Origin of the sequence: Pantoea sp. PNT03, from assembly GCF_014852515.1 — a bacterium.
Taxonomy (GTDB): domain Bacteria; phylum Pseudomonadota; class Gammaproteobacteria; order Enterobacterales; family Enterobacteriaceae; genus Pantoea; species Pantoea leporis.
In genome coordinates, this window is the sequence record NZ_JACVBT010000001.1 from 1,080,585 (window position 1) to 1,106,206 (window position 25,622).

20 protein-coding genes are annotated in these 25,622 nt (G+C 55.2%); 8 read left to right on the forward strand and 12 right to left on the reverse strand.

Annotation, left to right across the window (positions count from 1 at the left end):
* Window positions 1-544: 544 nt before the first annotated feature.
* Both IB226_RS05090 and IB226_RS05095 read right to left on the reverse strand, forming a co-directional pair.
* Window positions 545-1,819: an MFS transporter gene (locus IB226_RS05090; protein ID WP_192233926.1), complete on the reverse strand. Its 1,275-nt coding sequence runs from the start codon at window positions 1,817-1,819 to the stop codon at window positions 545-547.
* Entirely contained in the window at window positions 1,816-3,237 is a 1,422-nt protein-coding gene (locus IB226_RS05095) for a M20 family metallopeptidase (RefSeq protein ID WP_192233928.1), read from the reverse strand. The genes IB226_RS05090 and IB226_RS05095 overlap by 4 nt, the downstream gene beginning before the upstream one ends.
* Window positions 3,238-3,385: 148 nt before the next feature.
* Between IB226_RS05095 and IB226_RS05100 the strand changes: the two genes are divergently transcribed.
* Window positions 3,386-4,312 carry a LysR family transcriptional regulator gene (locus tag IB226_RS05100; RefSeq protein WP_192233930.1) on the forward strand — a complete coding sequence of 309 codons (927 nt, stop codon included), beginning with the start codon at window positions 3,386-3,388 and terminating at the stop codon, window positions 4,310-4,312.
* Between the two features lies 1 nt (window position 4,313).
* Here IB226_RS05100 and IB226_RS05105 read toward each other — a convergent pair whose 3' ends face one another.
* The gene (locus tag IB226_RS05105) at window positions 4,314-5,909 is read right to left on the reverse strand and encodes an ABC transporter substrate-binding protein (protein ID WP_192234519.1); all 1,596 of its coding nucleotides are present in this window, start codon (window positions 5,907-5,909) and stop codon (window positions 4,314-4,316) included.
* Between the two features lie 126 nt (window positions 5,910-6,035).
* Between IB226_RS05105 and pepT the strand changes: the two genes are divergently transcribed.
* The gene (gene pepT / locus IB226_RS05110) at window positions 6,036-7,262 is read left to right on the forward strand and encodes a peptidase T (protein ID WP_192233932.1); all 1,227 of its coding nucleotides are present in this window, start codon (window positions 6,036-6,038) and stop codon (window positions 7,260-7,262) included.
* 34 nt (window positions 7,263-7,296) lie between these two features.
* Here the strand turns inward: pepT and IB226_RS05115 are convergent, their stop codons facing one another.
* Entirely contained in the window at window positions 7,297-8,076 is a 780-nt protein-coding gene (locus IB226_RS05115) for a transporter substrate-binding domain-containing protein (RefSeq protein WP_192233934.1), read from the reverse strand.
* Window positions 8,077-8,092: 16 nt separating this feature from the next.
* Window positions 8,093-9,259 carry a methionine aminotransferase gene (locus IB226_RS05120; protein ID WP_192233936.1) on the reverse strand — a complete coding sequence of 389 codons (1,167 nt, stop codon included), beginning with the start codon at window positions 9,257-9,259 and terminating at the stop codon, window positions 8,093-8,095.
* 126 nt (window positions 9,260-9,385) lie between these two features.
* On the opposite strand from IB226_RS05120, the gene IB226_RS05125 reads away from it, so the two are divergent.
* A complete protein-coding gene (locus IB226_RS05125; protein WP_192233938.1) occupies window positions 9,386-10,228 on the forward strand; it encodes a LysR substrate-binding domain-containing protein in 843 nt (280 codons plus the stop codon).
* Here the strand turns inward: IB226_RS05125 and IB226_RS05130 are convergent.
* Both IB226_RS05130 and IB226_RS05135 read right to left on the reverse strand, forming a co-directional pair.
* Window positions 10,225-11,892 carry a methyl-accepting chemotaxis protein gene (locus IB226_RS05130; RefSeq protein ID WP_137385842.1) on the reverse strand — a complete coding sequence of 556 codons (1,668 nt, stop codon included), beginning with the start codon at window positions 11,890-11,892 and terminating at the stop codon, window positions 10,225-10,227. The genes IB226_RS05125 and IB226_RS05130 overlap by 4 nt on opposite strands.
* A gap of 213 nt (window positions 11,893-12,105) precedes the next feature.
* Window positions 12,106-13,623: a carboxylesterase/lipase family protein gene (locus tag IB226_RS05135; protein WP_192233941.1), complete on the reverse strand. Its 1,518-nt coding sequence runs from the start codon at window positions 13,621-13,623 to the stop codon at window positions 12,106-12,108.
* A gap of 192 nt (window positions 13,624-13,815) precedes the next feature.
* On the opposite strand from IB226_RS05135, the gene IB226_RS05140 reads away from it, so the two are divergent.
* Entirely contained in the window at window positions 13,816-14,250 is a 435-nt protein-coding gene (locus tag IB226_RS05140) for a DoxX family protein (protein ID WP_101764325.1), read from the forward strand.
* Window positions 14,251-14,304: 54 nt separating this feature from the next.
* Here IB226_RS05140 and IB226_RS05145 read toward each other — a convergent pair whose 3' ends face one another.
* Window positions 14,305-15,642, reverse strand: a complete 1,338-nt coding sequence (locus IB226_RS05145) for a VOC family protein (RefSeq protein WP_192234521.1) — start codon at window positions 15,640-15,642, stop codon at window positions 14,305-14,307.
* Window positions 15,643-15,730: 88 nt separating this feature from the next.
* The gene (locus tag IB226_RS05150) at window positions 15,731-17,065 is read right to left on the reverse strand and encodes an aromatic acid/H+ symport family MFS transporter (protein ID WP_192233943.1); all 1,335 of its coding nucleotides are present in this window, start codon (window positions 17,063-17,065) and stop codon (window positions 15,731-15,733) included.
* Between the two features lie 321 nt (window positions 17,066-17,386).
* Between IB226_RS05150 and IB226_RS05155 the strand changes: the two genes are divergently transcribed.
* Window positions 17,387-18,307: a LysR substrate-binding domain-containing protein gene (locus tag IB226_RS05155; RefSeq protein WP_101764323.1), complete on the forward strand. Its 921-nt coding sequence runs from the start codon at window positions 17,387-17,389 to the stop codon at window positions 18,305-18,307.
* Here IB226_RS05155 and smrA read toward each other — a convergent pair.
* Complete coding sequence (smrA, locus tag IB226_RS05160) at window positions 18,304-18,870, reverse strand: DNA endonuclease SmrA (RefSeq protein ID WP_192233945.1); 567 nt, start codon at window positions 18,868-18,870, stop codon at window positions 18,304-18,306. The two genes, IB226_RS05155 and smrA, sit on opposite strands and share 4 nt — an antisense overlap.
* Before the next feature lie 296 nt (window positions 18,871-19,166).
* Here smrA and IB226_RS05165 point away from each other — a divergent pair, with 296 nt between their 5' ends.
* Both IB226_RS05165 and uspE read left to right on the forward strand, forming a co-directional pair.
* Window positions 19,167-19,919, forward strand: coding sequence for an FNR family transcription factor (locus IB226_RS05165; RefSeq protein ID WP_008106391.1), 753 nt, complete (start codon window positions 19,167-19,169; stop codon window positions 19,917-19,919).
* 118 nt (window positions 19,920-20,037) lie between these two features.
* Entirely contained in the window at window positions 20,038-20,994 is a 957-nt protein-coding gene (gene uspE / locus IB226_RS05170; RefSeq protein WP_192233947.1) for a universal stress protein UspE, read from the forward strand.
* A 78-nt stretch (window positions 20,995-21,072) separates the two neighbouring features.
* Here the strand turns inward: uspE and pntB are convergent, their stop codons facing one another.
* Both pntB and pntA read right to left on the reverse strand, forming a co-directional pair.
* Entirely contained in the window at window positions 21,073-22,461 is a 1,389-nt protein-coding gene (gene pntB / locus IB226_RS05175) for a Re/Si-specific NAD(P)(+) transhydrogenase subunit beta (protein ID WP_192233949.1), read from the reverse strand.
* Window positions 22,462-22,472: 11 nt separating this feature from the next.
* Window positions 22,473-24,002 carry a Re/Si-specific NAD(P)(+) transhydrogenase subunit alpha gene (gene pntA / locus IB226_RS05180; protein WP_192233951.1) on the reverse strand — a complete coding sequence of 510 codons (1,530 nt, stop codon included), beginning with the start codon at window positions 24,000-24,002 and terminating at the stop codon, window positions 22,473-22,475.
* A 538-nt stretch (window positions 24,003-24,540) separates the two neighbouring features.
* Between pntA and ydgH the strand changes: the two genes are divergently transcribed.
* Entirely contained in the window at window positions 24,541-25,497 is a 957-nt protein-coding gene (ydgH, locus tag IB226_RS05185) for a DUF1471 family protein YdgH (protein WP_101764318.1), read from the forward strand.
* Window positions 25,498-25,622: the final 125 nt, after the last annotated feature.

Consider the following 25,622-nt stretch of genomic DNA (forward strand, 5'->3'; position numbering starts at 1 on the left):
TTCTTCAGGATTGCTATTCGTGCGGGCACTGACACATCTGCTGCGTCACGGGCCGTCCTCGCGCCGCTAACGCGGTACCTTCGGCTTCCACGTTGTGCCAACGGACCGTTCGCGGATCGGCCATCCATGGCCGGCCCCGAACTGCCTCACGCATCCCTGCGTGAGGCTCCTGGCCCAACGTAAAAGCCTCAGCGCTGCGAATAGCCCTTTTGCCGCAGCAGACGCGCCAGCGCCTCTGGCAAATGAGCCCTTTTCAATAATACGCACTGAAGTTGATGAGCAGGCCGGGGCCGCTTTTGGGCCGGCAATCCGCAGAGCTGAACGAAGCGAGGAAGCCAGGAGAGCCCGCAGGACGCGGGCGAAAGGCGGAGCCGGGACAAGGACGTCCCGTCTCCGCCGGTCCGTCAGGCAGACGAGTGAAGTGAAGGTACCGCGCTAGCGGCGCGAGGACCGCCGGCCCAAAAGTGGCCCCGGCCAGCACACTCGCCGTTGCCTTAGCTGACAAGCATTACGCCATAAGTGGCGACCTGTAACCCTGAAACCTTTATGAAACCCGCTTCTGGCTGCGCAGCAGCGCCAGGCCGCTTAACAGCGACATCGCCATCAGATAATAACCGGGCGCCAGACTTGTGCCGGTCACGCTAATCAGCAGTGTACAAATCAGCGGGGCAAAGCCACCAAACACCGTAACCGCCACGTTATAGCTGATCGCCATGCCGCTGGCGCGCGTACCCATCGGGAACAGATCCGCCATCACCGACGGCACCGTTGAGAAGTAGATCGACTTCAGCAGCGCCATCCAGCACACCAGCAAAATCAACGTAGTCGGCGTGGTGTGATCAACCACCAGCTTAAACGCCGGATAGATGGTGACGATCAGCAAAATTAACGATCCCCACATCAGCGGCACGCGCCCCACCCGCTCGGCCCATAACCCCATAATGGGCGTGACCACCGTCAGAATCACGCCCGCCAACAAGGTAGCAGTAAACGCCACGCTGCCCGACAGGTGCAGATTTTTGGTAGCGTAAGTCGGCACATAGTTCAGCATGTAGTTCACCGCAGTCGAAATCACCATTAGGCCTATCGCCAACAGCATCAACTCCTTCTGGCGACCAAACAGACTTTTCAGCGGCGCGGCTTCCGGTTTGTGCTCAGCAAAGCTCGCCGGTTCATGTACGTGACGTCGGATATAGATCCCCAGCGGGCCAATCAGCAGGCCGAAGGCGAAGGGAATACGCCATCCCCAATCCTGAATCTGGCTTTCGCTGAGAATCTGCGTCAGTCCGAGTCCAAATGCCGACGCCATCAACGTACTGGCGCCCTGCGTGGCGAACTGCCAGCTGGCGATAAAGGCTTTGCGCTCCGGGAAGTGTTCAACCAGAAACGCCGTCGAGCTGCCAAATTCGCCCCCGGCAGAGAAACCCTGCACCAGACGCGCCAGCAAAATCAGCAGCGGTGCCATCAGGCCAATGCTGCTGTAGCTCGGCATAAAGGTGATGACCGCGCCGCCGAGCATCATCAGGTTGATCGATAACAGCAGCGCTTTTTTTCGACCGTGACGATCGGCATAGTTGCCCAGCACAATCGCGCCCAGCGGACGAATCAGGAATGACACACCAAAACTGCCAAAGGTCAGCAACATTGAAACCGACGGATCGCTGGTAGGAAAGAAGGCATGCGCAATGTAGCTGGCAAAAAAGCCGTACACGGCGATATCAAACCACTCCAGCGCGTTACCGATACAGGTCGCGAACAGCGTTTTGTGCAGATTGGGCTTCGCTGCGTTCAACGGCATCGTGGTATTTAATGTACTCATTGGCCACCTCCAACGTGCGCACGATGCTGCGCCACCAGTTCCGTTCCCTGCTCGCCGAGATCCCACAGCAGACGCGTCATAATCTGCAAACCTTCGCGGGCAATCGATTTCAACATATGCTCATTGACGCCATGCTGGCCACATGCCGGATACGAGTGCGGCACCCACAAGGTTGGCAAACCGAGAATATCGGAGAACACGTCATTGGGCAGCGAACCGCCGAGGTTAGGCAGCAGCGCCGGTTTCTTACCGCTGGTTTCCGCCATGCTGGTCAGCACCCAATTGACCAGCGGATCGGTGGGATCAAGGCGTGTCGCGGGCGATCCGCGCATAAACTCCACCTCCACATAGTCAAAACCGTGCTGATGCAGATGGGCGCGCACATGCTGGGCGAGATTTTCCCAGTCGGTACCCACCACAAAACGCAGCTGACAAACGGCGGTGGCGCTGCCCGGAATAGCATTCATCGGACGCGCCGGATTGCCGGTGAGAAACGACAACACTTCCAGCGTGTTCCAGCCATACAGGCGTTCGGTTGGCGTCAGTCCCGGCTCGCCCCAGTTCACGTCGATATCGGGATCGCCCGGCATGCCGCCCACCTCGATATCGCCGAGAATATCGCGCACCTGCGGCGTCAAAGAGTTGGGTTTCAGCGCCTCGACCTGCAACACGCCCTGCGCGTTGACCAGCGAAGCGATGGCGTTGGCCAACTGCGTACCCGGATTGCTCAACAATCCGCCCCAGTTGCCGGAGTGATAAGCGTTGTCACGCGCGTTAACGGTCAAACGGAAATTAACCGCGCCGCGTGAGCCCAGGAACAGCGTTGGACGAACCGCATTGAGACGCGGACCGTCTGAAGCAATAAACAGATCGGCTTGCAGCAGCTCGCCATGCTGCTGGCACAAATGCGCCAGCCCCGGCGAGCTGATCTCTTCACCCATCTCGAACAGTATTTTGCAGTTAAAGCCCAGGCTGCCACCGCGCAACGCAAACACCTGCTCCAGCGCCGCCAGATTGACGCAGTGCTGGCCCTTATTATCTGCGCTGCCGCGCGCATACCAGCGATCGCCCTCTTCAACCATCTGCCATGGCGATAAGCCGTCGCGCCAGTTTTCATCATCACCAAACACCACATCGCCGTGACCATAGCTGAGCAAGGTTGGCAGCATGGGATCTTCAATGCGTACCGCCACGAGGAACGGTCGATTAGCAGCTTCCGCGTTGTCGATGAAATGCAACGTGAAGCCCAGAGCGATCAGCTGCGGGCCGATCTCATCCTGCAAATAGCGCTGTAATTCGTTGTCACGATCGTCGCGCTGGCTTTCGGTACGTTGCGCCACGCGACGCGCCAAAATTCGTTGAAACTCCCCGCTGTCAAAATAAGCGGTGGCCTGTTGAACCGCCTGTTGTGCTGTCATGTTTGCCCTGTCTTTTATTGTTTTGTCGTTAAGGCATCTTTGCGGAAACACTGCTTTGCCACAATTATCAATTTATCGAGTAAGATTTGCTTTTATAGCAAAGCTAGCCTGCCCGATTTCGAGGCATGCACCACCATGAGGCATCCGCATGTTAAGCAGTGAAATCCGCTATTTTCTCGCCGTCGCTAATACTGGCTCGCTCAGCGCCGCCAGCGAACAGCTGTTTGTGGCGGTGTCGGCGATCAGCCGGCAAATTCAGCGGCTGGAAAATCAGGTTGGCGTGCCGCTGTTTGCGCGTCACGCGCGCGGCATGGTGTTGAACGAAGCGGGCGAAATCTTTGCACATCACGTTCGAAAGAACCTGCTGGATATGGAGTATGCGCTGGCGGAAATTAAGGGACTGAAAGCGGTGCGCCGCACGTTGATTCGCGTGGCCTGCACCGATGGGCTGGCATTTACGCTGCTACCGCGTTTGATCGCAGATTTTCGCAATGACAATCCGGGCGTGCTGTTTGATGTGAAAGTCGCCAGCACGCAAGGCGTGGCGGAAGCGCTGCGCAACGGCGAGTGTGACGTGGCGCTGCAATTTAGTCTTCACGCTGAGCGCGGTGTGGAAGTGATGGGTTCGTGGCCGGCACCGGTATTAATCGTGATGCATCAAACGCATCCGCTGGCCAACGCGCCGCAGGTCACGCTCGCCGATCTCAGTCACTATCCGCTGGCCTTGCCGCAGCAAAACACCACCGTGCGGCAACTGTTTGAGCTCGCCAGCCATATGAATGGCAGCCTGGTTGAGCCGGTGATGACCTGCGATACCTTTTCGATGTTGTTTCAATTCCTGCTGCGCACGCCGCAGGCGGTGACAATTTGCAGCGCCTTTACCGTGCTGCAGGAAGCGGAAACGCACGGTTTGATTTTGCGCTCGGTAGGCATCGATCAGCTGAGCCAGCGCACCTTGCAGCTGCAGACGCAATCAGGGCGACCTCGCAGTGCCGCCCTGAATGTGTTTCTCACCTTTTTGCTGCAACAGCTGGATGCGTTAGAGGAACCGCTGCGCCAGCGCTGGAAGCCGTAACTCAGTTCTTGATATCCACCGGGTAGAAGATGTGTTTACCGAACGGATCGACCTGATAACCACTCACCGATTTGCGCACCGGCTCGAAGATGGTTGAGTGAGCAATCATCACCGCTGGCATTTGATCATGCATAATCTGCTGCGCTTGCTGATACAGCGCCACGCGTTTGTCGTGATTTTGCTCGGCGCGCGCTTCGGTAATGATCTTCTCAAACGGCTGATAACACCATTTTGACGAGTTGGAGCCGCCATTCGCCGAGGTGCAGCTGTAGAGCGGGCCGAAGAAGTTATCCGGATCGCCGGTCGCCGTGGTCCAGCCCATCAGCGCCGCCTGATGCTCACCGCCTTTCACGCGCTTGAGGTATTCGCCCCACTCATAACTGACGATATTGGCTTTGATACCCACTTTGGCCCAGTCCGCCTGAATCATCTCCGCCATTCGTCGCGCATTCGGGTTATACGGTCGCTGTACCGGCATCGCCCACAGGGCGATTTCGGTGCCTGGCTTAATCCCCGCCTCCTGCAGCAGCGCTTTGGCTTTCTGCGGATCGTAGTCGTAATCCTTCAGATCTTTATCCGCACTCCACACGTCCGGCGGCAGGATGTTTTTCGCTACCGTGCCAGTACCTTTGAAGATGGCATCAATGATCGCCTGCTTATTGATCGCCATCGCCAGCGCCTGACGCACCTTGACGTTATCCAGCGGTGCTTTGGTGGTGTTGAACGACAGGAAACCGGTATTCAGGCCTGATTTCTGTTCCAGCGTTAAATCGGGATTGGTGCGCATCTTCTCCAGATCGGCCGGATTGGGGAACGGCATAATCTGGCATTCATTTTTCTCCAGCTTGGCATAACGCACCGAGGCGTCCGGCGTGATCGAGAAGACAATACGATCGAGCTTCGCCTTGCCCTGCCAGTATTCCGGGAAGGCTTTATAGAGAATGCGCGAATCTTTTTGATACTGCACCAGCTCAAACGGCCCGGTGCCAATCGGCTCCATATCGACCTTCTCCGGCGTGCCGGCTTTCAACATCTGGTCGGCGTATTCAGCCGAATGGATCGAGGCAAAATACCAGGCTAAGTCGGCGAGGAATGGCGCTTCAGCGTGAGCTAAGGTGATGCGCACGGTATTGTCATCGACCTTCTCAATGCTGGTGATCAGCTTCGCCAGCTCGAGGCTTTCGAAGTTGGCATAGTTACCGCCGGAGACATTGTGGTAGGGGTTTTTGGCATCCATCTGGCGCATAAACGAGAAGATTACGTCGTCGGCGTTAAAATCGCGCGACGGCTTAAATAGCTTGTTGCTCTGGAATTTCACCCCTTTGCGCAGATGGAAGGTGTAGACCTTACCATCCGGGCTGATATCCCAGCTCTCGGCGAGGCTCGGCACCAGTTCGGTGGTGCCGGGCGTGAAGTCCACCAGTCGGTTAAAAATCGGTACCGCGCTGGCATCGACGCTGGTTCCCGACGTGTACAATTGCGGGTTAAAGTTCTCTGGCGATCCTTCTGAACAGTACACCAGCGTTTTTGCCGAAACCCCGCCCGCGACCGCCAAGCCGATTGCAGTGAGAGTGAGATTTGCCATCATTTTTTTCATCATGATCCTCGCTTTTTATTGACTTCCATGAGTCTGCTTCGTTATGTAATGTTCATCTGATTAATAAATAACATGATTTAACCAGCACGCGTACTACAGACGCCGCAATGCTAATAAGGAATTGTGATGACAGACCAACTTGCCAGCCAATTGACCCAGCGTTTCTACCGTTATCTGGCGGTTTCCAGCCAGAGCGATGCCAAATCAACCACGCTGCCGAGTACGCCGTCCCAACATGCGATGGCGGAGTTACTGGCCAAGGAGCTGGACGAATTGGGTTTACAGGATATCGTGATTGACCAGCACGCCACGGTCACTGCGGTGAAACCCGGTAATCGCCCTGATGCGCCGCGTATCGGTTTTATCACCCATATTGATACCGTGGATGTTGGCCTGTCGCCAGATATCCACCCGCAAACCCTCAGGTTCATCGGGGAAGATCTGTGCCTTAACAGCACGCAGGACATCTGGCTGCGCGTGGCGGAACATCCGGAGATCCAACCTTATCTCGGGCAGGAGATTATCTTCAGCGACGGCACCAGCGTGCTGGGCGCCGATAACAAAGCAGCGGTGACGGTGGTTATGACGTTGCTGGAGAACCTGCGCGGCGATCACGGTGATATCGTGGTGGCGTTTGTGCCCGATGAAGAGATTGGCCTGCGTGGCGCAAAAGCGCTGGATCTGGAGCAGCGCTTTAACGTCGATTTCGCCTGGACTATCGACTGCTGCGAGCTGGGTGAAGTGGTGTATGAAAACTTCAATGCCGCCGCCGCTGAGCTGGTGTTTACCGGCGTGCCGGCGCATCCGATGTCGGGCAAAGGCGTATTGGTCAATCCGCTGCTGATGGCGCATGACTTCATCTCCCGCTTCGATCGCTTAAAAACCCCCGAACACACCGAAGGCCGCGAAGGCTATATCTGGTTCAACGATATGAATGCCAACGCCAGCCGCGCGATGTTGAAAGCCTCAATTCGTGATTTCGATTTGCAGGGTTTTGATGCGAAGAAACAGCAACTGGTGGAAGTGGCCGATGAAATCGCCGCGCGTTATCCCACCGGCCATGTAGCGCTGACGATTAACGATACTTACAGCAATATCAGTAATGCAATTGGTGAAGACCGTCGTGCGATTGACCTGATTTTTGCCGCGTTAGAGCAAGTGGGCGTGGAACCGAAGGTGATCCCGATGCGCGGCGGCACCGACGGTGCAGCGCTGTCAGCGAAAGGGCTGCTGACGCCGAACTTCTTCACCGGCGCGCACAACTTCCATTCGCGTTTTGAGTTTTTGCCGGTTCCCTCGTTTGTGAAGTCGTATCAGGTGGCCGAAGCGTTGTGCTATTTAGCCGCGAAATAAAAAAAGGTCGCCATTCATGGCGACCTTTTTTAGGTTATTTGCTCGCTGAAACATCAATCCCAGGGAAGAATTTCGCCGCCAGCTTAGTGACGGTGCCATCGGCTTGCACCTTGGTGATTGCCTCATCCAGCTCTTGTTTCAGTTTGTCATCGCCTTTACGCAGGCCAAAACCAATACCGGTACCGAGAATAGTGTCATCTTCTACCGGCTTGCCGGCAAAGGCGAAACCTTTACCCTGCGGCTTTTCGAGGAAGCCCGATTGACCGGCAGCTGACATCACCAGCGTGCCGTCAAGACGACCGGCAACCATGTCGTTGTAAACCTGGTTCTGATCCTGATAAGAAGTCACTGTAACGCCCTGCGCTTCCCAATGCTTCTTGGCATAGGTTTCCTGGATCGAACCCTGCAGCACCCCGATGTTTTTCCCTTTCAGTGATTCGGCGGTTGGCAGCAGCTTCTCGCCCTCTTTCACGATTAACATGGTCGGAATGCGGTAGATCGGCTTAGTGAAGTCGATGCTTTTCGCCCGCGCTTCGGTGATGTTCATTGCGGAGTTAATGGCATCAAATTTTTTCGCCTGCAGCGCCGGAATCAATGCATCAAAGCTGCTTTCCACCCACTTACAGTCGAAGTTGCCTACCTGACAAATCGCTTTACCCAGTTCGATGTCGAAACCTTCCAGTTCACCCTGCGCGTTGCGGCTCTCAAAGGGCGGATACTGCGATTCCAGACCATAGCGTAAGGTTTCCTGCGCCAGCGCGTGCGCCGAGGTCAGCATGCCCAAAGCGACAAACAGTGCGTTCAATTTTTTCATTATATTTACCCCTAAGTTACCCTTTGACCCGGCAGAGCGCTTCTGCACCGGCCTGAAGTGTTGCGTCGTCTTTTGCGAATGACAGGCGAATTAATTTATTGTCAGTGCCGTCCATATAAAACGCCGACAGCGGAATGGTGGCCACACCGTGATCGACGATGAGACGTTTTACCATTTCGCTATCACTTTCGTCACTGAAATGTCCGTAGCTGGCCAACATAAAGAACGAACCGGCGCTCGGCAGCAGTTTAAACGGCGAATCCTCCATCAAGGTCAGCAGGCGATCGCGCTTCTCCTGATAGAACGGCGACAGCTGCAGATAGTTCTGCGGATTTTGCAGATAGTGAGCAAAACCGACCTGCATTGGCGTATCGGCGGCGTACATCATGAACTGATGGACTTTGACGATCTCTTCCATCAGCGCTGCCGGTGCCAGCGCATAACCCACGCGCCAGCCGGTGACATGGAAGGTTTTACCGAAGGAGGAAACCACCACGCTGCGCTGCGCCAGTTCCGGATGCGTTGCCATGCCGCAGTGCTTACGGCCATCAAACAGGATGTGTTCGTAGACTTCGTCAGACAGCACCACAATATCGGTGTTGCGCGTCAACGCGGCTAACTGATTCAGATCCGCAGCTGACAGCACCTGCGCGCTGGGATTGTGCGGCGTATTGATAATGATCATGCGGGTGCGCGGCGTAATGGTGGCGCGCAGTTCGTCCCAATTGATGGCGAAATCCGGCACCTGCAACTTCAGGCCAATTGGCGTAGCGCCCTGCAGACGGACCACCGGCGCGTAGCTGTCAAAAGCCGGCTCGAAGAAGATCACTTCATCGCCTGCGTGGACCAGCGCGGAAATCGCCATGTAAATGCCCTGGCTGGCGCTGCCGGTGATCAGCACTTCGCTGCCGGCATCATAGTGCTGGCCATACAGCGTGTGAACTTTTTCCGCCAGCGCTTCACGCAGCGACGGCAGGCCGGTCATTGAAGCGTATTGGTTATGACCGTCACGCATCGCCTGGCTGACCAGCTCAACCAGCTGGGGATCACACGGGAAGTTGGGTGCGCCTTGCGACAGGTTAATGGCTTTATGCTGCGCCGACAGCTGGCCAATGACGCTAAAAATCGTCGTGCCGACATCGGGCTGTTTGGAAGAGATGTTAACACTGCTGTTCAAGGTCATCGGTGCCTCGTAAGGTTGCATAACCACGTATCGAAAGTAGATTTCTATTCAACGGTGTGCGGCTTGAGTCGACAAGCGAATTGTTGTCATAATAGCCATGATTAAAAATCATAGCTTGAGGTTGTTATGTCCCGCTCCGCTCTGCCGCTCAATGCCATCCACGCGTTTCTGGTCACCGCGCGCCATCTCAACCTGACGCGTGCCGCCAGCGAGCTGTGCATCACCCAAGGCGCGGTGAGCCGTAAAATCGCCACGCTGGAGAGCTGGCTGGGATTCGCGCTGTTTACCCGCCACGCGCGTGGTCTGCATCTCACCGAACAAGGTGCCGCGCTGCTGCCGGAATTGCAGCAAGGTTTCGCCATGCTGGTGAATGCCACAGAAAAAGCCAGCCGCAGCAACGCCTCGATTCGTCTGAAAGCGCCTACCTGCGCCATGCGCTGGCTGGTGCCGCGTCTGGTGGCGCTGGAACAGCAGCGGCCAGATATTCACGTAGCGTTGACCACCACACTCGATCATGGCTCGCAGCTCGATAATTTTGACGCGGCGATTGTGTTTGGCCCGTCGCCAGCCGGTTCGATTTGTCTGTTTGAGGAGCGTTTAACGCCGGTGATGGCCAGCAGCGTCACGCCGCCCACGCAGATTGGCGAACTGGCGAAGTTTACTTTTCTGCATCCCACGCCGGATTCACGCGACTGGCAGCTTTGGCTAGCCGGGCTGGATGCCGCGTTGCCAATGGCGCGCAATCAGCATTTCGCCACCATGGATCTCGCGATCAGCGCTGCGATTCAGGGATTTGGCGTCACGGTGGCGGATGTCACCTTGGTGCAGAACGATGTGGTGAATGGGCGACTGATTGCGCCGTTTGCCACCAGTGTGGCGACCGGCGCAAGCTACAGCCTGTTACAGCGGGCGGAAAAAGATGCGCCACCGTTCCTGCCGGAACTGGTGGCGTGGTTATCTGAGGTTTAGAACGAGACCCATTCGTCAGAGGCTGATTTTGGCTGTGCAAGGCCTGCGCCGGTCAGCACCGGCCGACGCAGCGCGGTTGGCGATACCACGGCCTTGTTCACAGGCGCGCTGTCCGACAGACGGAATTTCGCCACCGAGGCCTGCAGCTCCTGCGTCTGGCGCTCCAGCGCGCTGGCAGCGGCAGAAACTTCCTCAACCAGCGAGGCGTTCTGCTGAGTGACGCTGTCCATCTCGGTGACGGCGGTACCGACCTGCGAAATCCCTTTGCTCTGCTCTTCTGACGCAGCAGCAATGTGCTTCATGATTTCATTCACATCCTGCACCGACTTAAGAATGTCGTGCATGGTGCTGCCCGCGCTGCTCACCAGCGCCGACCCTTTTTCCACGCGCTGCACGGAATCTTCGATCAGTGTAGCGATCTCTTTCGCCGCACCGGCGCTGCGCTGCGCCAGATTGCGCACTTCACTGGCCACCACGGCAAAACCGCGGCCCTGTTCACCGGCGCGTGCGGCTTCTACCGCGGCGTTCAGCGCCAGGATGTTGGTCTGGAAAGCGATGCTGTTAATCACGCTCGTGATCTCAGCGATCTTCTTCGAGCTGCCTGAGATGCCTTGCATGGTGGTAACCACTTCGCCTACCAACCGTCCGCCCTGCTGCGCGGTACCGGTAGCGGTTTCGGCCAGCGAACTGGCCTGACGCGCGTTGTCGGCGTTGAACTTCACGGTGGCGGTTAACTGCTCCATGCTGGCCGCGGTTTGCTCCAGCGCGGCCGCCTGCTCTTCGGTGCGCGACGAGAGATCGTTGTTGCCAGAGGAGATCTCCGCTGCGCCGCGGTAGATGTTTTCAGTGCCGCTGCGAATCGCGCTGACTGCTTCACGCAGGCTGTCCTGCATGGCACGCAGCAGCGGCACCAGTTTGCCGACGCAGTTACGGCCAAAATCTTCCACCGGCTGGCTGAGGTCGCCCTGCGCAATAATCGTGAAATGGTTACGGATGCGCTCCAGCGGTTTCACCAGCATCGCCACCAGATAGCGATCGGTAAACAGCAGGATGAACAAACCAATCACCACCGCCACCAGAATGATGACTTTAGTGATGCTGGTGAGCTTATCGACGGTGACGCGCGTCTCATCCAGTTTGCTGCCTGCGGCTTTATTAAAGGCTTCCGCGCTGGCACCAAACGCACGACTAAGCGGCGGCGTGACGTTATTGGCTTGCGCACGATAGGCTTCAAGCGTGCCCTGCTGCGCCAGCGAAACCTGCGGTGCGATGCCTTCATCGAGCAGTTTTTGCCAGTTGGTGATGACGCTATTGGCGGTCTCCGCATCCATCGGACCCGGCGCCATGGTTTTAAACTGCGCCAGCAGCGTTTTCATATTGTCGAGCGCTTGTTGCACCGGGGTAAAAGCATCAGCACCGACTGCGCTGCCTGAGGCGCGGCCTTCCATCACGCGAGACAGACGCGTAACGACACGAAAATATTGATCATTTCCTTTGCTTAAAATCGTCATTTGATTGACCAGTTGGCGGTCAATCTCGTTGCCCTCGCCGAGGGCGTTCAGTGAGTGGACGCTAAACAGCCCAACGGCACACCACAGCAGGCAAAACAGCCCAAGAATGGTGAGCAATACGGCGCGGATGGTGAAATTTTTTAAGATACCCATACATAATCCCTTGGTGTGAAACGCGAAGGAGGCCCGATAAAATCGGGCATATTGCGTTTATCGGCATCGGATCGGGAAAATGTAACGGTTTTGTAAGCTAATTAATTGCTTACTGACGCAGGTAAGGAATATGCGCTTTTATGATTTATCAGCAAGATAGGCGATAATTTGCCTTATAAATTGATTTGCCAGATTACACCATTAGCACGCTTATTAAAGCTTAACGTGGCTGCGCATCATCAAACGGAACAAACGCAGCCGTCCACGCATAAAGCGCGCCTTTACCACCGCCTGGGCTTTGCCCTGATCGCCCAGCGCCAGCGTCAGATCGTCGCCCGGTCGCCAGGCTGGCCAATCAACTTCACCCGCTAAGTGCGAGCTGAACTCGCTGGCTTCACGTGCGAAGGTGACCCAATAAGCGCTGACTGTGGAGGCGAACGCTTTATCCTGCTCGCTGTAGCTGCGTTCCGCTGGCGGCGCTAGCGTATCCAGCGTGTTAAAGACATAGGGAATTTCGTTGCCGTGCCAGGTGCCGTGCGGGTAGAGATCGCGCGCGTTTTCGGAGACGTAATCGAACCAGTAACGCCATGCGGGCAGGCCGATATTGTGCTGCGCCTGAGCGATGATTAACGGTAACACCGTGAACGCCATATCGCGCGCCACCGCACGTCCCAGCAGCGCATCATCATGAATGTCGTACAGCCACTTCATCAGGCGATAACTGATGCGGTTTTTGCTGCGCATCTGTCGCAATACTGCCGTGGCATCCACGCCAAAATAGTCCAGTACGCTGGCTTCATCGCTGTTGCTGCCGATCATTAACGGAATGCGATGCTGCTTGCCGGAGATAAACGTGGTTAACATCGGTTTCGGCAGTACCGCATCGCCGCTGATGGGCACCGGGCCGAGCGCCAGCGGGCGTTCTAACGGCCAGAATTGTTCGGCCGGTAGCTCGCGCAGCTGCTCGGCGCTGGCATCTTCGGGTAACGCAAAATGCGCCGCGACCTGTAAACCGATCTGTTGTGCCTGCTTTTGCGGGATGTCGGGCAAGCTGTAGGCGCTTTGTACGATGCCTTTGTGAAATAGCGCCTCGGAGAGCGGCGAGCAGCACAGCGATAACACACTACGCGCACCGGAGGATTCACCAAACAGCGTCACGTTATGGCGATCGCCGCCAAAGGCAGGAATGTTGCGCTGAATCCACTGCAAAGCAGCAATTTGATCGAGTAAGGCAAAGTTGTTGATCACGCGCCCGTCGGGGTATTGCGCATCCAGCGCCGGATGAGAGAAGAAACCGAAGTGACCAAGGCGATAATTGAGCGTCACCACCACCACACCTTGCGCCGCCAGCGCTTTACCGCGATAAGGATCAAGATTACCGGCGCCGATGGAAAATCCCCCGCCATGCAACCAGACCATTACCGGCAACGGCCGCGAAGGCTCAACATCCGGCGTCCAGATATTCAGGTAGAGACAATCCTCACTAAAGCGACCGGGATCGCCACCGCCGGCGGCCACGCAATAGTCACGATTTTGCCAGCTTGCTGCGCCCCATTCGGTCGCCTCACGCACCTCTTGCCACGGCTGGACCGGCTGCGGCGGTCGCCAGCGTAAAGCGCCAGTAGGTGCAGCTGCGTACGGTATTCCTTTAAAGACAAAAAGATCTTCGTCCATCAGGCCTCTGAGTTCCCCTTCTGCGGTCATGATCCTCAGACGTCGTTCATTTTTCATCTCGGGTTCCCTGATAATGCATCGTTCCATTATTTGCAGGCCTTGGACGAATGTCCATGTTCTGAAAGCATTTGCAGATTAAGCCGAAACGCGGCGCGATTCTTTGAACAACTCCATCAAATATTTTGGCTAACCCCATCGAGGCCATTTGTTTTAAGGTTGCAAGTTAACCTGGCGCGACGGAGAAACACCATGTTTGGTGGCATTAATCAAATGTTCAACCGGATGTGCGATCACCCGGACCTTGGCAAACTGCTTTTGCGCCTGACGTTTGGCGGATTGCTGCTGTTTCATGGGGCGTTCAAAGTGGTGCATGGCGTGGGTTGGATTGCGCACATGCTCGCCGTCAAAGGAATGCCAGGTTTCATCGCTTACGGTGCTTACATCGGGGAAATAGCGGCACCTGTAATGGTGATCATCGGATTTTTGACGCGCCCTGCGGCGTTCATTATTGCGGTGAACATGATTGTTGCAACACTGCTGGTAAAAATGGGCGCTGTCTGGCATCGCACCGACGTCGGTGCGTGGGCGCTGGAGACAGAAGCGCTTTACCTGCTGGGTGCGCTCGCCATTATGTTTTTGGGTGCCGGGAAGTACACGCTGGTGCGTGACGCGCGCTTGCAATAACCACAAGAAAAGCAGCCGGTCTGCTGAATTTCAGACCGGCTGTAACATTTCTCCTCAGGCTACGCCACACCGTTCCAGACTGCGCTGCTGCATCTGCTGGTACAACGCCATTTCATCCTGCACCGCGCAACCTAACGCGCTTTCAAAATCCGCTCGGCTGGCATTCCCCGCGCTGCGTGTTTGCGCCACGTCGCCCAGATTCGACTGGAAAATCCCCGCGGCACTGACCGGCAGAAAATCCTCGTAAACGATCGGTTCGGCACTCAAACGCTCTTCAGCCAGCAACTGCGTCACGCTTTCGCCCGCGCGTGGCGGCAGATGCTCGCCTTTTTCGGTCAGGCGATAGCGGAACCACGCCAGCTGCTGCTCGCGCAAAGACTCTTCGTCGTCGGGGAAATCACCAAACACTTCACTTAGATGTTGCTGGTGATGCTGGTTATCGCTGCCGGTACCGGCTTCGGCCAGCAGACGATCGTAAAGTTCGCGTCCTTTCGGGGTGAGCGCCGCGCCGCGCTGTTCAATCTCACCAAAGCGCGCGGTGTGCGTGCCCGGCGTGCCATCGTTAAAGTGCACCGCTTCTTCCAGCGCTTTGAAGCTGGTCTGGCGCAGCAGAATCGGTACTTTACGCTGCGGCGGGCCTTCAATCAGGGTTTTGGGATCGATGCCGCGCGAAGGCATCAGCGCTTGCACCCGATCAATATCCAGCGTGCGCGGCGTCAAATGGTTGATGTGGCAACCACGGAAACACACCACATCGGCAATCAGACGATGCTGCTGGCTCAGTGCGCGATAAGTGGCGCTGTCTACGGTGGTATGCGCATGCCAGCGGAAGGTTTCCAGCGCTTCCTGCACGAAAGTGGCGGCATCCGCGGCGTTCAAACCGCCCTGCTGCTGATGCTTAGCGATCAACGCGCGGCAACCTGGCGTAAAGATATCGCGCGCGGCGAGAATTGCAGCGGCCTTCTCGCGCAGCGCCGCATCATCAATCAGTTCCAGACGCAGCAACGAAGTGAAAACGCGGAATGGATTATGGCGCAACGCGCGATCGCTGACCGGACGAAACGCCGTGGAGTGCACCGGCACACCGGCTTGCGACAGGTCGTAATACCCCACTGCTTCCATGCCCATCACGGCAAACATCTGGCGCAACGTGCTGAGTTCATCAGCCTTGCCGACGCGAATCGCACCGTGACGCTCGACGCTCAGGCGACTCAGTTCATCGGCGGCCGACAAGCGGTTTTTTAACTCGGGATTGGCTTCCAGCGTACGTTCATTAACAGCGGTGACCAACTGCGTCAGCGTGCCGTATTGCGGCACTTCCTGCTGATACAGGGTCGACATTGCCTGCGAGAACAGCGTGCGGATGGCATCGCTGCTGAGAAAGTTTGGCATCATCATCACCTTGGGCTAACGGGTTGTTGCTACTGTAGATCAACCCTTTAGCGGCGGGTAACAATTTCATGGAACTGTGATCGCCTTGTCACTCGGTGAGGTTTGACTGGTCACCAAAGCGACATTTCAGCACCAGCATGATGGTGGTTAACACGGCGGGAATCGCCAGCAGCAGGAAGATCTGACTGAACGTCCAGCCAAGCGTTAACAACTCGGCACCGACAAAGGCGCTAATAATGGCGCCGATGCGACCAATGCCGTGCATCCAGCTGGAGCCGGTGGCACGCGCATGAGTTGGGTAATAACTGGCGGAGAGCGCATTCATGCCGGTATTGGCGCCGTTAAAACAGAAGCCGCTGCAGAAAGCGATGGCGCTCATTAAGCCGACCTGCGCGGGTGAAAAACCCAGCGCCACAATCGCAATGCCACCGCAGAAATAGATCACCGCCAGCGCCAGGTTGGCGTTGATGCGGTCCATCAACCAACCCGCAAACAGCGAGCCAAGGGTTCCGCCAGCCTGATACATCGCCGTGACAATCGCCGCTTCCGTCACCGACATGCCGAGCGTGCTGATCAATGAAGGCATCCAGCTGCCAATCAGGTAAACGAGGAACAGCCCCATAAAGTAGCCGCCCCACAACATCAAACTGCCGAACAGATAGCGGCGCGACACCACGGTCGCCACCGAACCTTTTCGCGCGGTGGGCAGCTCAGTGCTTTGATAATGGCTATCCGGCTGCACGCTGCCGGGCAGCATACGTTCGAGGATGGCGTGAATATGTGCGGCAGGCGCGCGACGGCTAATCAGAAAACGTACCGATTCCGGTAAGCCGCGCACTAAAAAAGGCAGCACCAGCAGCGGCAGCACGCCGCCCATCAGCATAACGGAGTGCCAGTCATAGCGCGGCAGCAGCCACGAAGCGGCAAAGCCTCCCGTCGCGGCACCAAAGGTAAAGCCACAGAACACCACGGTAATAATAAATGAGCGGCGACGTTCGGGCGCGTATTCGGCCACCAGCGTGCCCACGTTGGGCATCGCGGCCCCAAGCCCTAAGCCGGTGAGAAAGCGGAACAGCATCATCTGTTCGATGTTCTGCGCCATCGCCGTGGCCAGCGTCCACAGACCGAAAAACAGCACGCTGATGAGGATCATCACGCGGCGACCATAGCGATCGGCCAGCGGTCCAGCGACCATCGCCCCCAATGCCAGACCAATCAGCGCCGCGCTGATCACCATGCCGAGTTGATGATTCGTGACGCCCCAACTGGCTTTCAGCGTGGGCGCAATAAAGCCCATCAGCGCAATGTCCATGCCGTCCAGCGCCACTACCACGAAGCACAGCGCGATTAAGCGCTTCTGCCAGCTGCTAAGCGCACTCTTATTGATAAGCTGGCGAACGTCTACTGCTTCAACGCTGGTCACGTAACGACTCCTGCACTTTTAACCGTTTAGGGCATCAGTTTTAGTAAAAAAAACGGCGCTTATCATAGCTCATCGTTAACAATAACAGGCACTTTTTTGGATGTAATTGAGAACTATTCAACTTTTTACGCTGTATGTTATTGATTTTAGAGCGCGCGAATATGCTGCAAAAAGTGTCTTTTTCAGCTTTACTCATAAATACATCAGGTTAGCGGCGAAGCTTGCATAGCGGTGTTTTTGTTAATATAAATTTGCAGGCAAGTTAACATAATTAACGTTTCCTCATTGCTGCTCCTCGGCGTAACTCATTATGTTGGGCGTATGGACAAAAATATCCTTTTCAATCAGCGCATTCGCTTGCGTCATTTACATACCTTTGTGGCGGTGGCGCAGCAAGGCACGCTCGGTCGTGCCGCTGAAACGCTCAATCTGAGCCAGCCCGCTTTATCGAAAACACTGAATGAGCTGGAAGAGTTGGCGGGCGCGCGACTGTTTGAGCGCGGACGACTCGGCGCGCAGCTCACTACGCTGGGCGAACAGTTTCTGGTTCATGCGGTGAAAGTGCTGGATGCGCTTAATCATGCGGGTCAGAGCTTCAACGCGCCCCAGCCGGGCCGACCGGTGGTGATTCGGCTCGGCGCGCTGACGACTGCGGCGATGGGCATGCTGCCGCAAATTCTCGATCGCTTCCATGAACAGCAACCTAACACCACGGTGCAGGTTGCGACATTGCATAACAACGTGTTGTTGGCCGGTTTACGTGCCGGTGAGTTTGATGTCGGGATTGGTCGTATGGCGGACAGCGATATGATGGCCGGACTCACTTATGAATTGCTGTTTCTGGAATCACTCAAACTGGTGGTGCGCCCCGATCATCCGCTGTTAAGCGAGAACGTTATGCTGTCGCGCGCTATGCAGTGGCCAGTAGTGATTTCGCCGGAAGGCACCGCACCGCGCCGTATCGCGCAGCATATGCTGAATGAGCAAGGTTGTACCTTACCAGCAAACTGCGTCGAAACTTCATCGACATCGCTGGCGCGACAGCTGGCACTGCGTTACGACTATGTGTGGTTTGTGCCTTCTGGCGCCATCAAAGAGGATTTGAATCACGATGCGTTGTGCGCGCTACCGATCGCCTCGCCGGGGCCAGGCGAACCGGTGGGCATTATTACGCGCAGCGGCAGTCCATTAAGCCTGAGCGCCGAAGTGTTGATGGCGACCATCCGCAAATTCCACAGCTAGCGACTGTGTTTTGCATGACGCTCACGGTTCTCCAGGCGCGCCTGTTCGGTTTTTCGTAAACCGACATAGAGCGCGCCCGCCCCACCATCTTTCGGCTGCGCCGTACAAAAGGTCTGCACTTCTGCAAACTCCGGCAACCATCGCGCCACATAGCTGCGCACGATATTGGCGTGCGACTCATCGTCACGCCCTTTGCCATGAATAATCAATAGATTGCGCAACCCATGTTTATTGGCCTGCTGCATAAAGCTGAACAGCGCCTGACGACAGGTTTCCACTGGCTGACGCAACAGATTAAGGCTGGCTTCAGGCGGATATTTGCCCAGTCGCAGCTTATCCAGCACGCCTTGCTGCACGCCTTCAACTTTAAATTCCAGCGGTGTTGTCAGCGGAACGATGTCGAGATAGCCACGCGTGAGGAAATTTTCCTGCTCGTCACTTTCCTGCGGCGTACGCGGCCCTTTAGGCGAAGGTGCGCGCAGCCATTGGGTATTAGCGCAATTTTTTAATGGTGTCACATCACCCATGGCATCACGGAAAAGGTCTTCATCATCAAGGTTCATGGTGTTTCCTCTCGCCTGGTGTTTGCCTGCGCGTCCAATTCGACGCTAAAGCAAAAGAGTAGCAAAGGATTATGGGCAAAACATCTGTCACTTTTTGCGCTGTATGAAGCGCGCTATAGCTGTAAACCTGGCAACAAAACGTTCCAGATCAATAAATGCGCTTCAGTCAGACCAGCGCAAACCGCGTAATACCTGACATTTGTGGGGTTTTAAGGACATTTACTGCTCGGATGAGTTCCCTTCGCTTAGAAAAATGTTAAAATTGACCGCAGTCAATAATCATCGAGCGTAACTATATGATCCAGGAAAAACGCAGCATTCGACGTATTCAGTCTGGCGGTTGTGCCATCCATTGTCAGGATTGCAGTATCAGCCAATTGTGTATTCCCTTCACGCTGAACGAGCACGAACTGGATCAGCTGGATAACATCATTGAGCGCAAAAAGCCGATTCAAAAAGGCCAGACGCTGTTCAAAGCCGGTGATGAACTGAAATCTCTCTACGCTATCCGCTCCGGCACCATCAAAAGCTACACCATCACTGAACAAGGCGACGAGCAAATTACTGGCTTCCATTTGGCAGGCGATTTGGTGGGTTTTGACGCCATTGTTGGTGCCAAACATCCAAGCTTTGCGCAAGCGCTGGAAACGGCGATGGTGTGCGAAATCCCGTTTGAAACGCTTGACGACCTCTCCGGTAAAATGCCGGCGCTGCGTCAGCAGATGATGCGTTTGATGAGCGGTGAAATCAAAGGCGATCAGGATATGATTCTGCTGCTGTCGAAGAAAAATGCCGAAGAGCGTTTGGCGGCATTTGTCTGGAATCTGTCGCGTCGTTTCGGTCAGCGCGGCTTCTCACAGCGTGAATTCCGTTTGACCATGACGCGTGGCGACATTGGTAACTATCTGGGACTAACCGTAGAAACCATCAGTCGTCTGCTGGGTCGCTTCCAGAAAAGTGGCATGCTGGCCGTAAAAGGCAAATATATCACCATTGAGAACCACGCTCTGCTGGCAGAATTAGCTGGCCAGACCGAACAAGCCGCGTGATTCTGTGCCGGGTTAATAAAAGTTATTTTATTGATCCGGCAACAACTTTTCCGCTTCTGCCCTGTCCAAACTTAGGCTATCTTTAACCCAACTTGCTTTGGTTTTAGGAGATCGGCTTATGTCCCGGTACCAAAATATTCTGGTGGCTATTGATGCCCAGCAGGACGATCAGCCCGCGCTGCGTCGTGCGGTTTATCTCAATCAACGTATTGGCGGAAAAATCAAAGCTTTCCTGCCTATTTACGACTTCTCATATGAAATGACCACGCTGCTGTCGCCCGACGAGCGCTCCAATATGCGCAAAGGGGTGATCAGCCAACGTACCGAATGGATCCGCCAACAGGCCCAGGCATATATTGAGGCTGGCGTTGAAATTGAAATCAAAGTGGTTTGGCATAACCGTCCCTATGAAGCCATCATCCAGGAAATTCTGGCACATCAGCATGATTTAGTGTTGAAAATGGCGCACCAGCACGATCGCCTCGAAGCGGTAATATTTACGCCGACGGATTGGCATCTGCTGCGTAAATGTCCATGTCCGGTGTGGATGGTGAAAGATCAGGCGTGGCCTGAAGGCGGCAAAGCGGTGGTAGCGGTCAACTTAGCCAGCGAAGAGCCGCATCATGATGAGCTGAATCAGAAGCTGATTCGTGAAACCTCGCTGCTTGCCGAGATGGTGAATCACACCGAAGTGCATTTGGTCGGCGCTTACCCCATCACCCCGATCAATATTGCTATCGAACTGCCCGACTTTGATCCCAGCGTTTACAACGACGCGATTCGCGGCCAGCATTTAGTGGCGATGAAAGCGTTGCGTCAAAAATTCTCCATCAGTGAAGAGTTCACCCACGTGGCGAAAGGTTTGCCCGAGGAAGTGATTCCGGATATTGCCTCGCATCTGGACGCCGGCATTGTGGTGCTCGGCACCATCGGCCGTACCGGTTTGTCAGCCGCGTTCCTGGGTAACACTGCGGAACAGGTGATTGATCATCTGCGTTGTGATTTGCTGGCGATCAAGCCAGACGATTTCAAATCGCCGATTGATCACGATGACGAAGAAGATGAAGACGATTGATTAAAAAAAGGGCGGCTCGCCATGGCCGCCCTACTTATTTCTACTCAGGGCGGTGAATCACATCACCGCCCTGCTTTTTTACAGCGCGCGCAGAATGCCTTCCACGCTCGCTTTTGCATCGCCAAACAGCATCTGCGTATTGTCTTTAAAGAACAGCGGATTCTGGACACCCGCATATCCGGTGCTCATCGAGCGTTTAAATACAATCACGTTCTGCGCTTTCCACACTTCCAGCACCGGCATGCCAGCGATTGGACTGCGCGGATCTTCCAGTGCGGCTGGGTTAACGGTGTCATTTGCGCCAATCACCAAAACGGTATCGGTATCGCTGAAGTCATCGTTAATCTCGTCCATTTCCAGCACCACATCGTAAGGCACTTTCGCTTCCGCCAGTAGTACGTTCATGTGGCCCGGCAAACGACCGGCAACCGGGTGAATACCAAAGCGAACTTTGATACCGCGCGCGCGCAGCTTTTCGGTAATCTCCGCAACCGGATACTGCGCCTGCGCCACCGCCATGCCATAACCCGGCGTGATCACTACAGAAGAAGAGGCTTTCAGCATTTCTGCTGTCTCTTCCGCCGTAATTTCACGGTGCTCGCCCACTTCATCGCTTTCGCCGCCCACGCTTACGTCGGCACCAAAACCACCGGCGATCACGCTAATAAAGGAGCGGTTCATCGCTTTACACATGATGTAAGAGAGGATGGCACCGGAAGAACCGACCAGCGCACCGGTAACGATCAGCAAATCATTGCTCAGCATGAAGCCTGCCGCCGCCGCCGCCCAACCGGAGTAAGAGTTCAGCATCGAGACCACAACCGGCATATCCGCGCCGCCAATTGACGCCACCAGATGCCAGCCAAACACCAGCGCAATGACGGTCATCAGCAGCAGCGCAAACACCTGCGCACCGGTGCTATCAGTTTGTATGAACCACAGCATCAGCAGGAAAGAGACCACCAACGCCGCGAGGTTCATTTTATGACGATGTGGCAGCATCAGCGCTGATGAGGAGATCTTGCCGCGCAGTTTGCCAAACGCCACCAGTGAACCGGTAAAGGTCACCGCACCAATGAAAATGCCGAGGAACACTTCGGTCAGATGGATATTTTCCATCACCGGCGCGAGGCCCGGAGCGTGATCGATGTAGCTGTTGAAGCCCACTAACACCGCCGCCAAACCCACGAAGCTGTGCAGAATGGCAACCAGTTCCGGCATTTCGGTCATTTCGACTTTTTTCGCCAGACGCAAACCAATCGCACCGCCGATCACCATCGCCAGCAGAATCCAGGCAACGTTCCCGGTGTTCGGGCCAAAAATGGTGGCGAGCAGCGCAATCGCCATGCCGCTCATACCAAAAATATTACCCTGCTTTGAGGTCTCGTGTTTCGAGAGACCGGCAAGGCTGCAAATAAACAGAATCGCGGCAACAATATATGCTGCAGTAACTAATCCGCCAGACATGTTGCTACCCCTTAATTCTTACGAAACATTTTCAGCATGCGCTGGGTGACGGTGAAACCACCGAAGATATTGATGCTGGCGATCAGTACGGCGATAAACGACAGAATCGTGACCCAACCGCCGTGGCCCATCTGCAGCACCGCACCCACCACAATAATGCCGGAAATGGCGTTGGTGACGGCCATCAAAGGCGTGTGCAATGCGTGACTCACGTTCCACACTACGTAATAGCCGACCACGCAAGAGAGCGCGAACACGGTGAAGTGTGACAGGAAGTCCGGCGGCGCGACGTTGGCCAGGCAGGCAAACAGCACCACCGCCAGCGCCAGCAGCAGATACTTGCGCCATGGTGAAACCGGTTTGGCTTCGGCCTTCGTCAGCGGCTGTGCGGCGGGTTGCGCTTTCGGCGCGGCGGAAACCTGAATCGGCGGCGCTGGCCATGTCACTTCGCCATCACGAATCACCGTCACCCCGCGCACCACCACGTCGTCGAAATCAACGGTAATTTCGCCGTTTTTCTCTTTGCACAGCAGTTTCAGAAGGTTGACAAGGTTGGTGCCGTAAAGCTGTGAGGATTGGGTTGGCAGGCGGCTTGGCAAATCGGTGTAACCAATAATCTTCACGCCGTTAGGGGTTAAGGTCACCTGATCGGCCACCGTCAATTCGCAGTTACCGCCAGTTTGCGCAGCCAGATCGACGATTACGCTGCCTGGTTTCATGCTGGCAACCATCTCGGCAGTAATCAGCTTCGGGGCCGGACGGCCAGGAATCAACGCGGTGGTGACGATAATGTCCACTTCTTTCGCCTGCGCGGCAAACAGCTCCATCTCTGCCTTAATAAAGGCTTCAGACATCACTTTGGCATAACCATCGCCGCTGCCCGCTTCCTCTTCAAAGTCCAGCTCAAGGAACTCGGCGCCCATACTCTGCACCTGCTCTTTCACCTCCGGGCGCGTATCGAACGCACGCACGATGGCGCCTAAACTGCCTGCCGCACCGATGGCCGCTAATCCCGCGACGCCCGCACCGATCACCATCACTTTGGCTGGCGGCACTTTACCGGCAGCGGTGATTTGACCGGTGAAGAAGCGGCCGAATTCATGAGCGGCTTCAACGATGGCGCGATAACCCGCGATGTTCGCCATTGAGCTCAACGCATCCAGCGCCTGCGCACGAGAAATACGCGGCACCGAATCCATCGCCATCACGGTGACGCTGCGTGCTGCCAGCTTTTCTAACAGCGCGGGATTCTGCGCAGGCCAGATAAAGCTCACCAGCGTGCTACCGGCGCGCGTCAGTTCAATCTCCTGATCGTCCGGCGCATTCACCTTCAAAACGATGTCCGATTGCCACACATCGTGAGTGTTAGTAATAGTGGCGCCAACGGCGATAAAGCTTTCATCATCAAAGCTGGCGCGAAGTCCTGCGCTCTGTTCAACGGTGACGCTAAATCCCAGCTTGATCAGTTGCTCAACGGTCTTTGGCGTGGCGGCCACGCGCGACTCGTTGGCTAACCGTTCTTTGGGTATCCCAATTAACATACTGTTTCCTTTCAACAATTAAAGGATGAGGTTCTGTAAGTGGCAAAAAGCTCAAAAGCCGAAACAGTGTTTCAGCTTTTTATGAGCAAATGCACAATGTAACAAAGTCTTTATAACCTACTGAAAATATGAAGAGTGATCCACAGCGATAACGCCCACTTATGACATTCACACAAATATTCAGACACAAAGATTGAATGCCATGTTTTGCCACTGCATTTGGTGTTTATTAAAAAATATTCTGCTGCGCAAAATCGTGTCACGTCGAATTAAGTGTTTTTAAAAACCTTTAATTAACAATGCGTTAACTATTATGGCACTAAGTGTTACCAGAATAAGTGGTTATCTGTGCAAAAAAGAGCCGTAACAGAAGTCAATGACAGGTCGATGAATAAACGGCAGAGATTGTCAATGTTATGCGCTTAAATTGGCTGAGACAGGCCGATTATTACATGCAATAATCAACGGCTAATCTGTTATACATCAAGAGTCCAGCACGTTTTCGTACTCATTTTGCGTAAGGCGAAGGATCATTTTTATGAAGCTGAAGAACACCATTCTGGCGTCAACCTTGTTATCACTGCTGGCAGCGAATGCGTTTGCTGCTAAAGAGTTAACGCCAGAGCAAGCGGCCGCGTTGAAACCATTCGAACGTATTAATATCAGCGGCCGTTTCAATGCGATTGGCGATGCAACTGATGCCATCTCCAAACAAGCCGATGCCAAAGGCGCTGACTCTTTCTATGTTCAGGGTATTAATGATAGCAACGGCAACGGCGGTAACTGGCGCGTAACGGCTGATTTGTATAAAGCTAACGCACCAAAAGCGGATGACTCCACTAAATATCGCACCTTCTCAGGCGTGAAAGAGCTGCCGAAAGCAGAAGCCTATCGCCTTGAGCCGTATGACACCGTGTCGGTAAATGGCTTCTTCTCCAGCCAGCCAGATGTTAATGAAGCGATTGCCAAGGCAGCCAAAAATAAAGGTGCGGCATCGTTCTTTATCGTGCGTCAGGTTGATGCTAATAACGGCGGCAACCAGTACGTGACCGCGTATGTTTACAAGGCTGATGCGCCAGAACGTAAAGTACAGAACACCTCTGATTCAATCCCAGCAGATTCTGAAGCCGGTAAAGCAGCATTGGCCGCAGGTGGCACCGCCGCCACTAAAGTGGCCATTCCTGGCGTGGCCTCTTCGGATACCCCAAGCCGCAACGTTGGTCGTTTCTTCGAAACGCAAAGCTCAACCGGCCAACGTTACACGGTGAAAACTGCCGATGGCCGTAGCGTGCAGGAAGTGAATGCGATTACTGCTGCGCAGATGCAGCCGTTTGACACCATCACCTTCTCCGATCACTTTGGTACCCCAACCGAAATCTCGGAAGCGGTTGGCAAACGCGCAGTGGAAAAAGGCGCTAAGTACTACCACATCACGCGTCAATGGCAGAACCAGAGCGGCGGCAACCTGACCGTCACCGCCGATCTGTTCAAGTAATAGCGATTAAGGGCGGCGTCCGTCGCCCTTTTCAAAATCTCCTTCATACTAACTGCATAATCTGTGCGCAGATTTGCATAGTCTTGCATTGCCTTCCCCGTTTGCACTCCGTAAAATCTGCCGCC

Bases quoted from the DNA above. Each gene is read 5' to 3' on its own strand.
- IB226_RS05090 (WP_192233926.1), bottom strand. From the start codon at position 1,819: ATGAGTACATTAAATACCACGATGCCGTTGAACGCAGCGAAGCCCAAT.
- IB226_RS05095 (WP_192233928.1), bottom strand. From the start codon at position 3,237: ATGACAGCACAACAGGCGGTTCAACAGGCCACCGCTTATTTTGACAGC.
- IB226_RS05100 (WP_192233930.1), top strand. From the start codon at position 3,386: ATGTTAAGCAGTGAAATCCGCTATTTTCTCGCCGTCGCTAATACTGGC.
- IB226_RS05105 (WP_192234519.1), bottom strand. From the start codon at position 5,909: ATGAAAAAAATGATGGCAAATCTCACTCTCACTGCAATCGGCTTGGCG.
- pepT (WP_192233932.1), top strand. From the start codon at position 6,036: ATGACAGACCAACTTGCCAGCCAATTGACCCAGCGTTTCTACCGTTAT.
- IB226_RS05115 (WP_192233934.1), bottom strand. From the start codon at position 8,076: ATGAAAAAATTGAACGCACTGTTTGTCGCTTTGGGCATGCTGACCTCG.
- IB226_RS05120 (WP_192233936.1), bottom strand. From the start codon at position 9,259: ATGACCTTGAACAGCAGTGTTAACATCTCTTCCAAACAGCCCGATGTC.
- IB226_RS05125 (WP_192233938.1), top strand. From the start codon at position 9,386: ATGTCCCGCTCCGCTCTGCCGCTCAATGCCATCCACGCGTTTCTGGTC.
- IB226_RS05130 (WP_137385842.1), bottom strand. From the start codon at position 11,892: ATGGGTATCTTAAAAAATTTCACCATCCGCGCCGTATTGCTCACCATT.
- IB226_RS05135 (WP_192233941.1), bottom strand. From the start codon at position 13,623: ATGAAAAATGAACGACGTCTGAGGATCATGACCGCAGAAGGGGAACTC.
- IB226_RS05140 (WP_101764325.1), top strand. From the start codon at position 13,816: ATGTTTGGTGGCATTAATCAAATGTTCAACCGGATGTGCGATCACCCG.
- IB226_RS05145 (WP_192234521.1), bottom strand. From the start codon at position 15,642: ATGCCAAACTTTCTCAGCAGCGATGCCATCCGCACGCTGTTCTCGCAG.
- IB226_RS05155 (WP_101764323.1), top strand. From the start codon at position 17,387: ATGGACAAAAATATCCTTTTCAATCAGCGCATTCGCTTGCGTCATTTA.
- smrA (WP_192233945.1), bottom strand. From the start codon at position 18,870: ATGAACCTTGATGATGAAGACCTTTTCCGTGATGCCATGGGTGATGTG.
- IB226_RS05165 (WP_008106391.1), top strand. From the start codon at position 19,167: ATGATCCAGGAAAAACGCAGCATTCGACGTATTCAGTCTGGCGGTTGT.
- uspE (WP_192233947.1), top strand. From the start codon at position 20,038: ATGTCCCGGTACCAAAATATTCTGGTGGCTATTGATGCCCAGCAGGAC.
- pntB (WP_192233949.1), bottom strand. From the start codon at position 22,461: ATGTCTGGCGGATTAGTTACTGCAGCATATATTGTTGCCGCGATTCTG.
- pntA (WP_192233951.1), bottom strand. From the start codon at position 24,002: ATGTTAATTGGGATACCCAAAGAACGGTTAGCCAACGAGTCGCGCGTG.
- ydgH (WP_101764318.1), top strand. From the start codon at position 24,541: ATGAAGCTGAAGAACACCATTCTGGCGTCAACCTTGTTATCACTGCTG.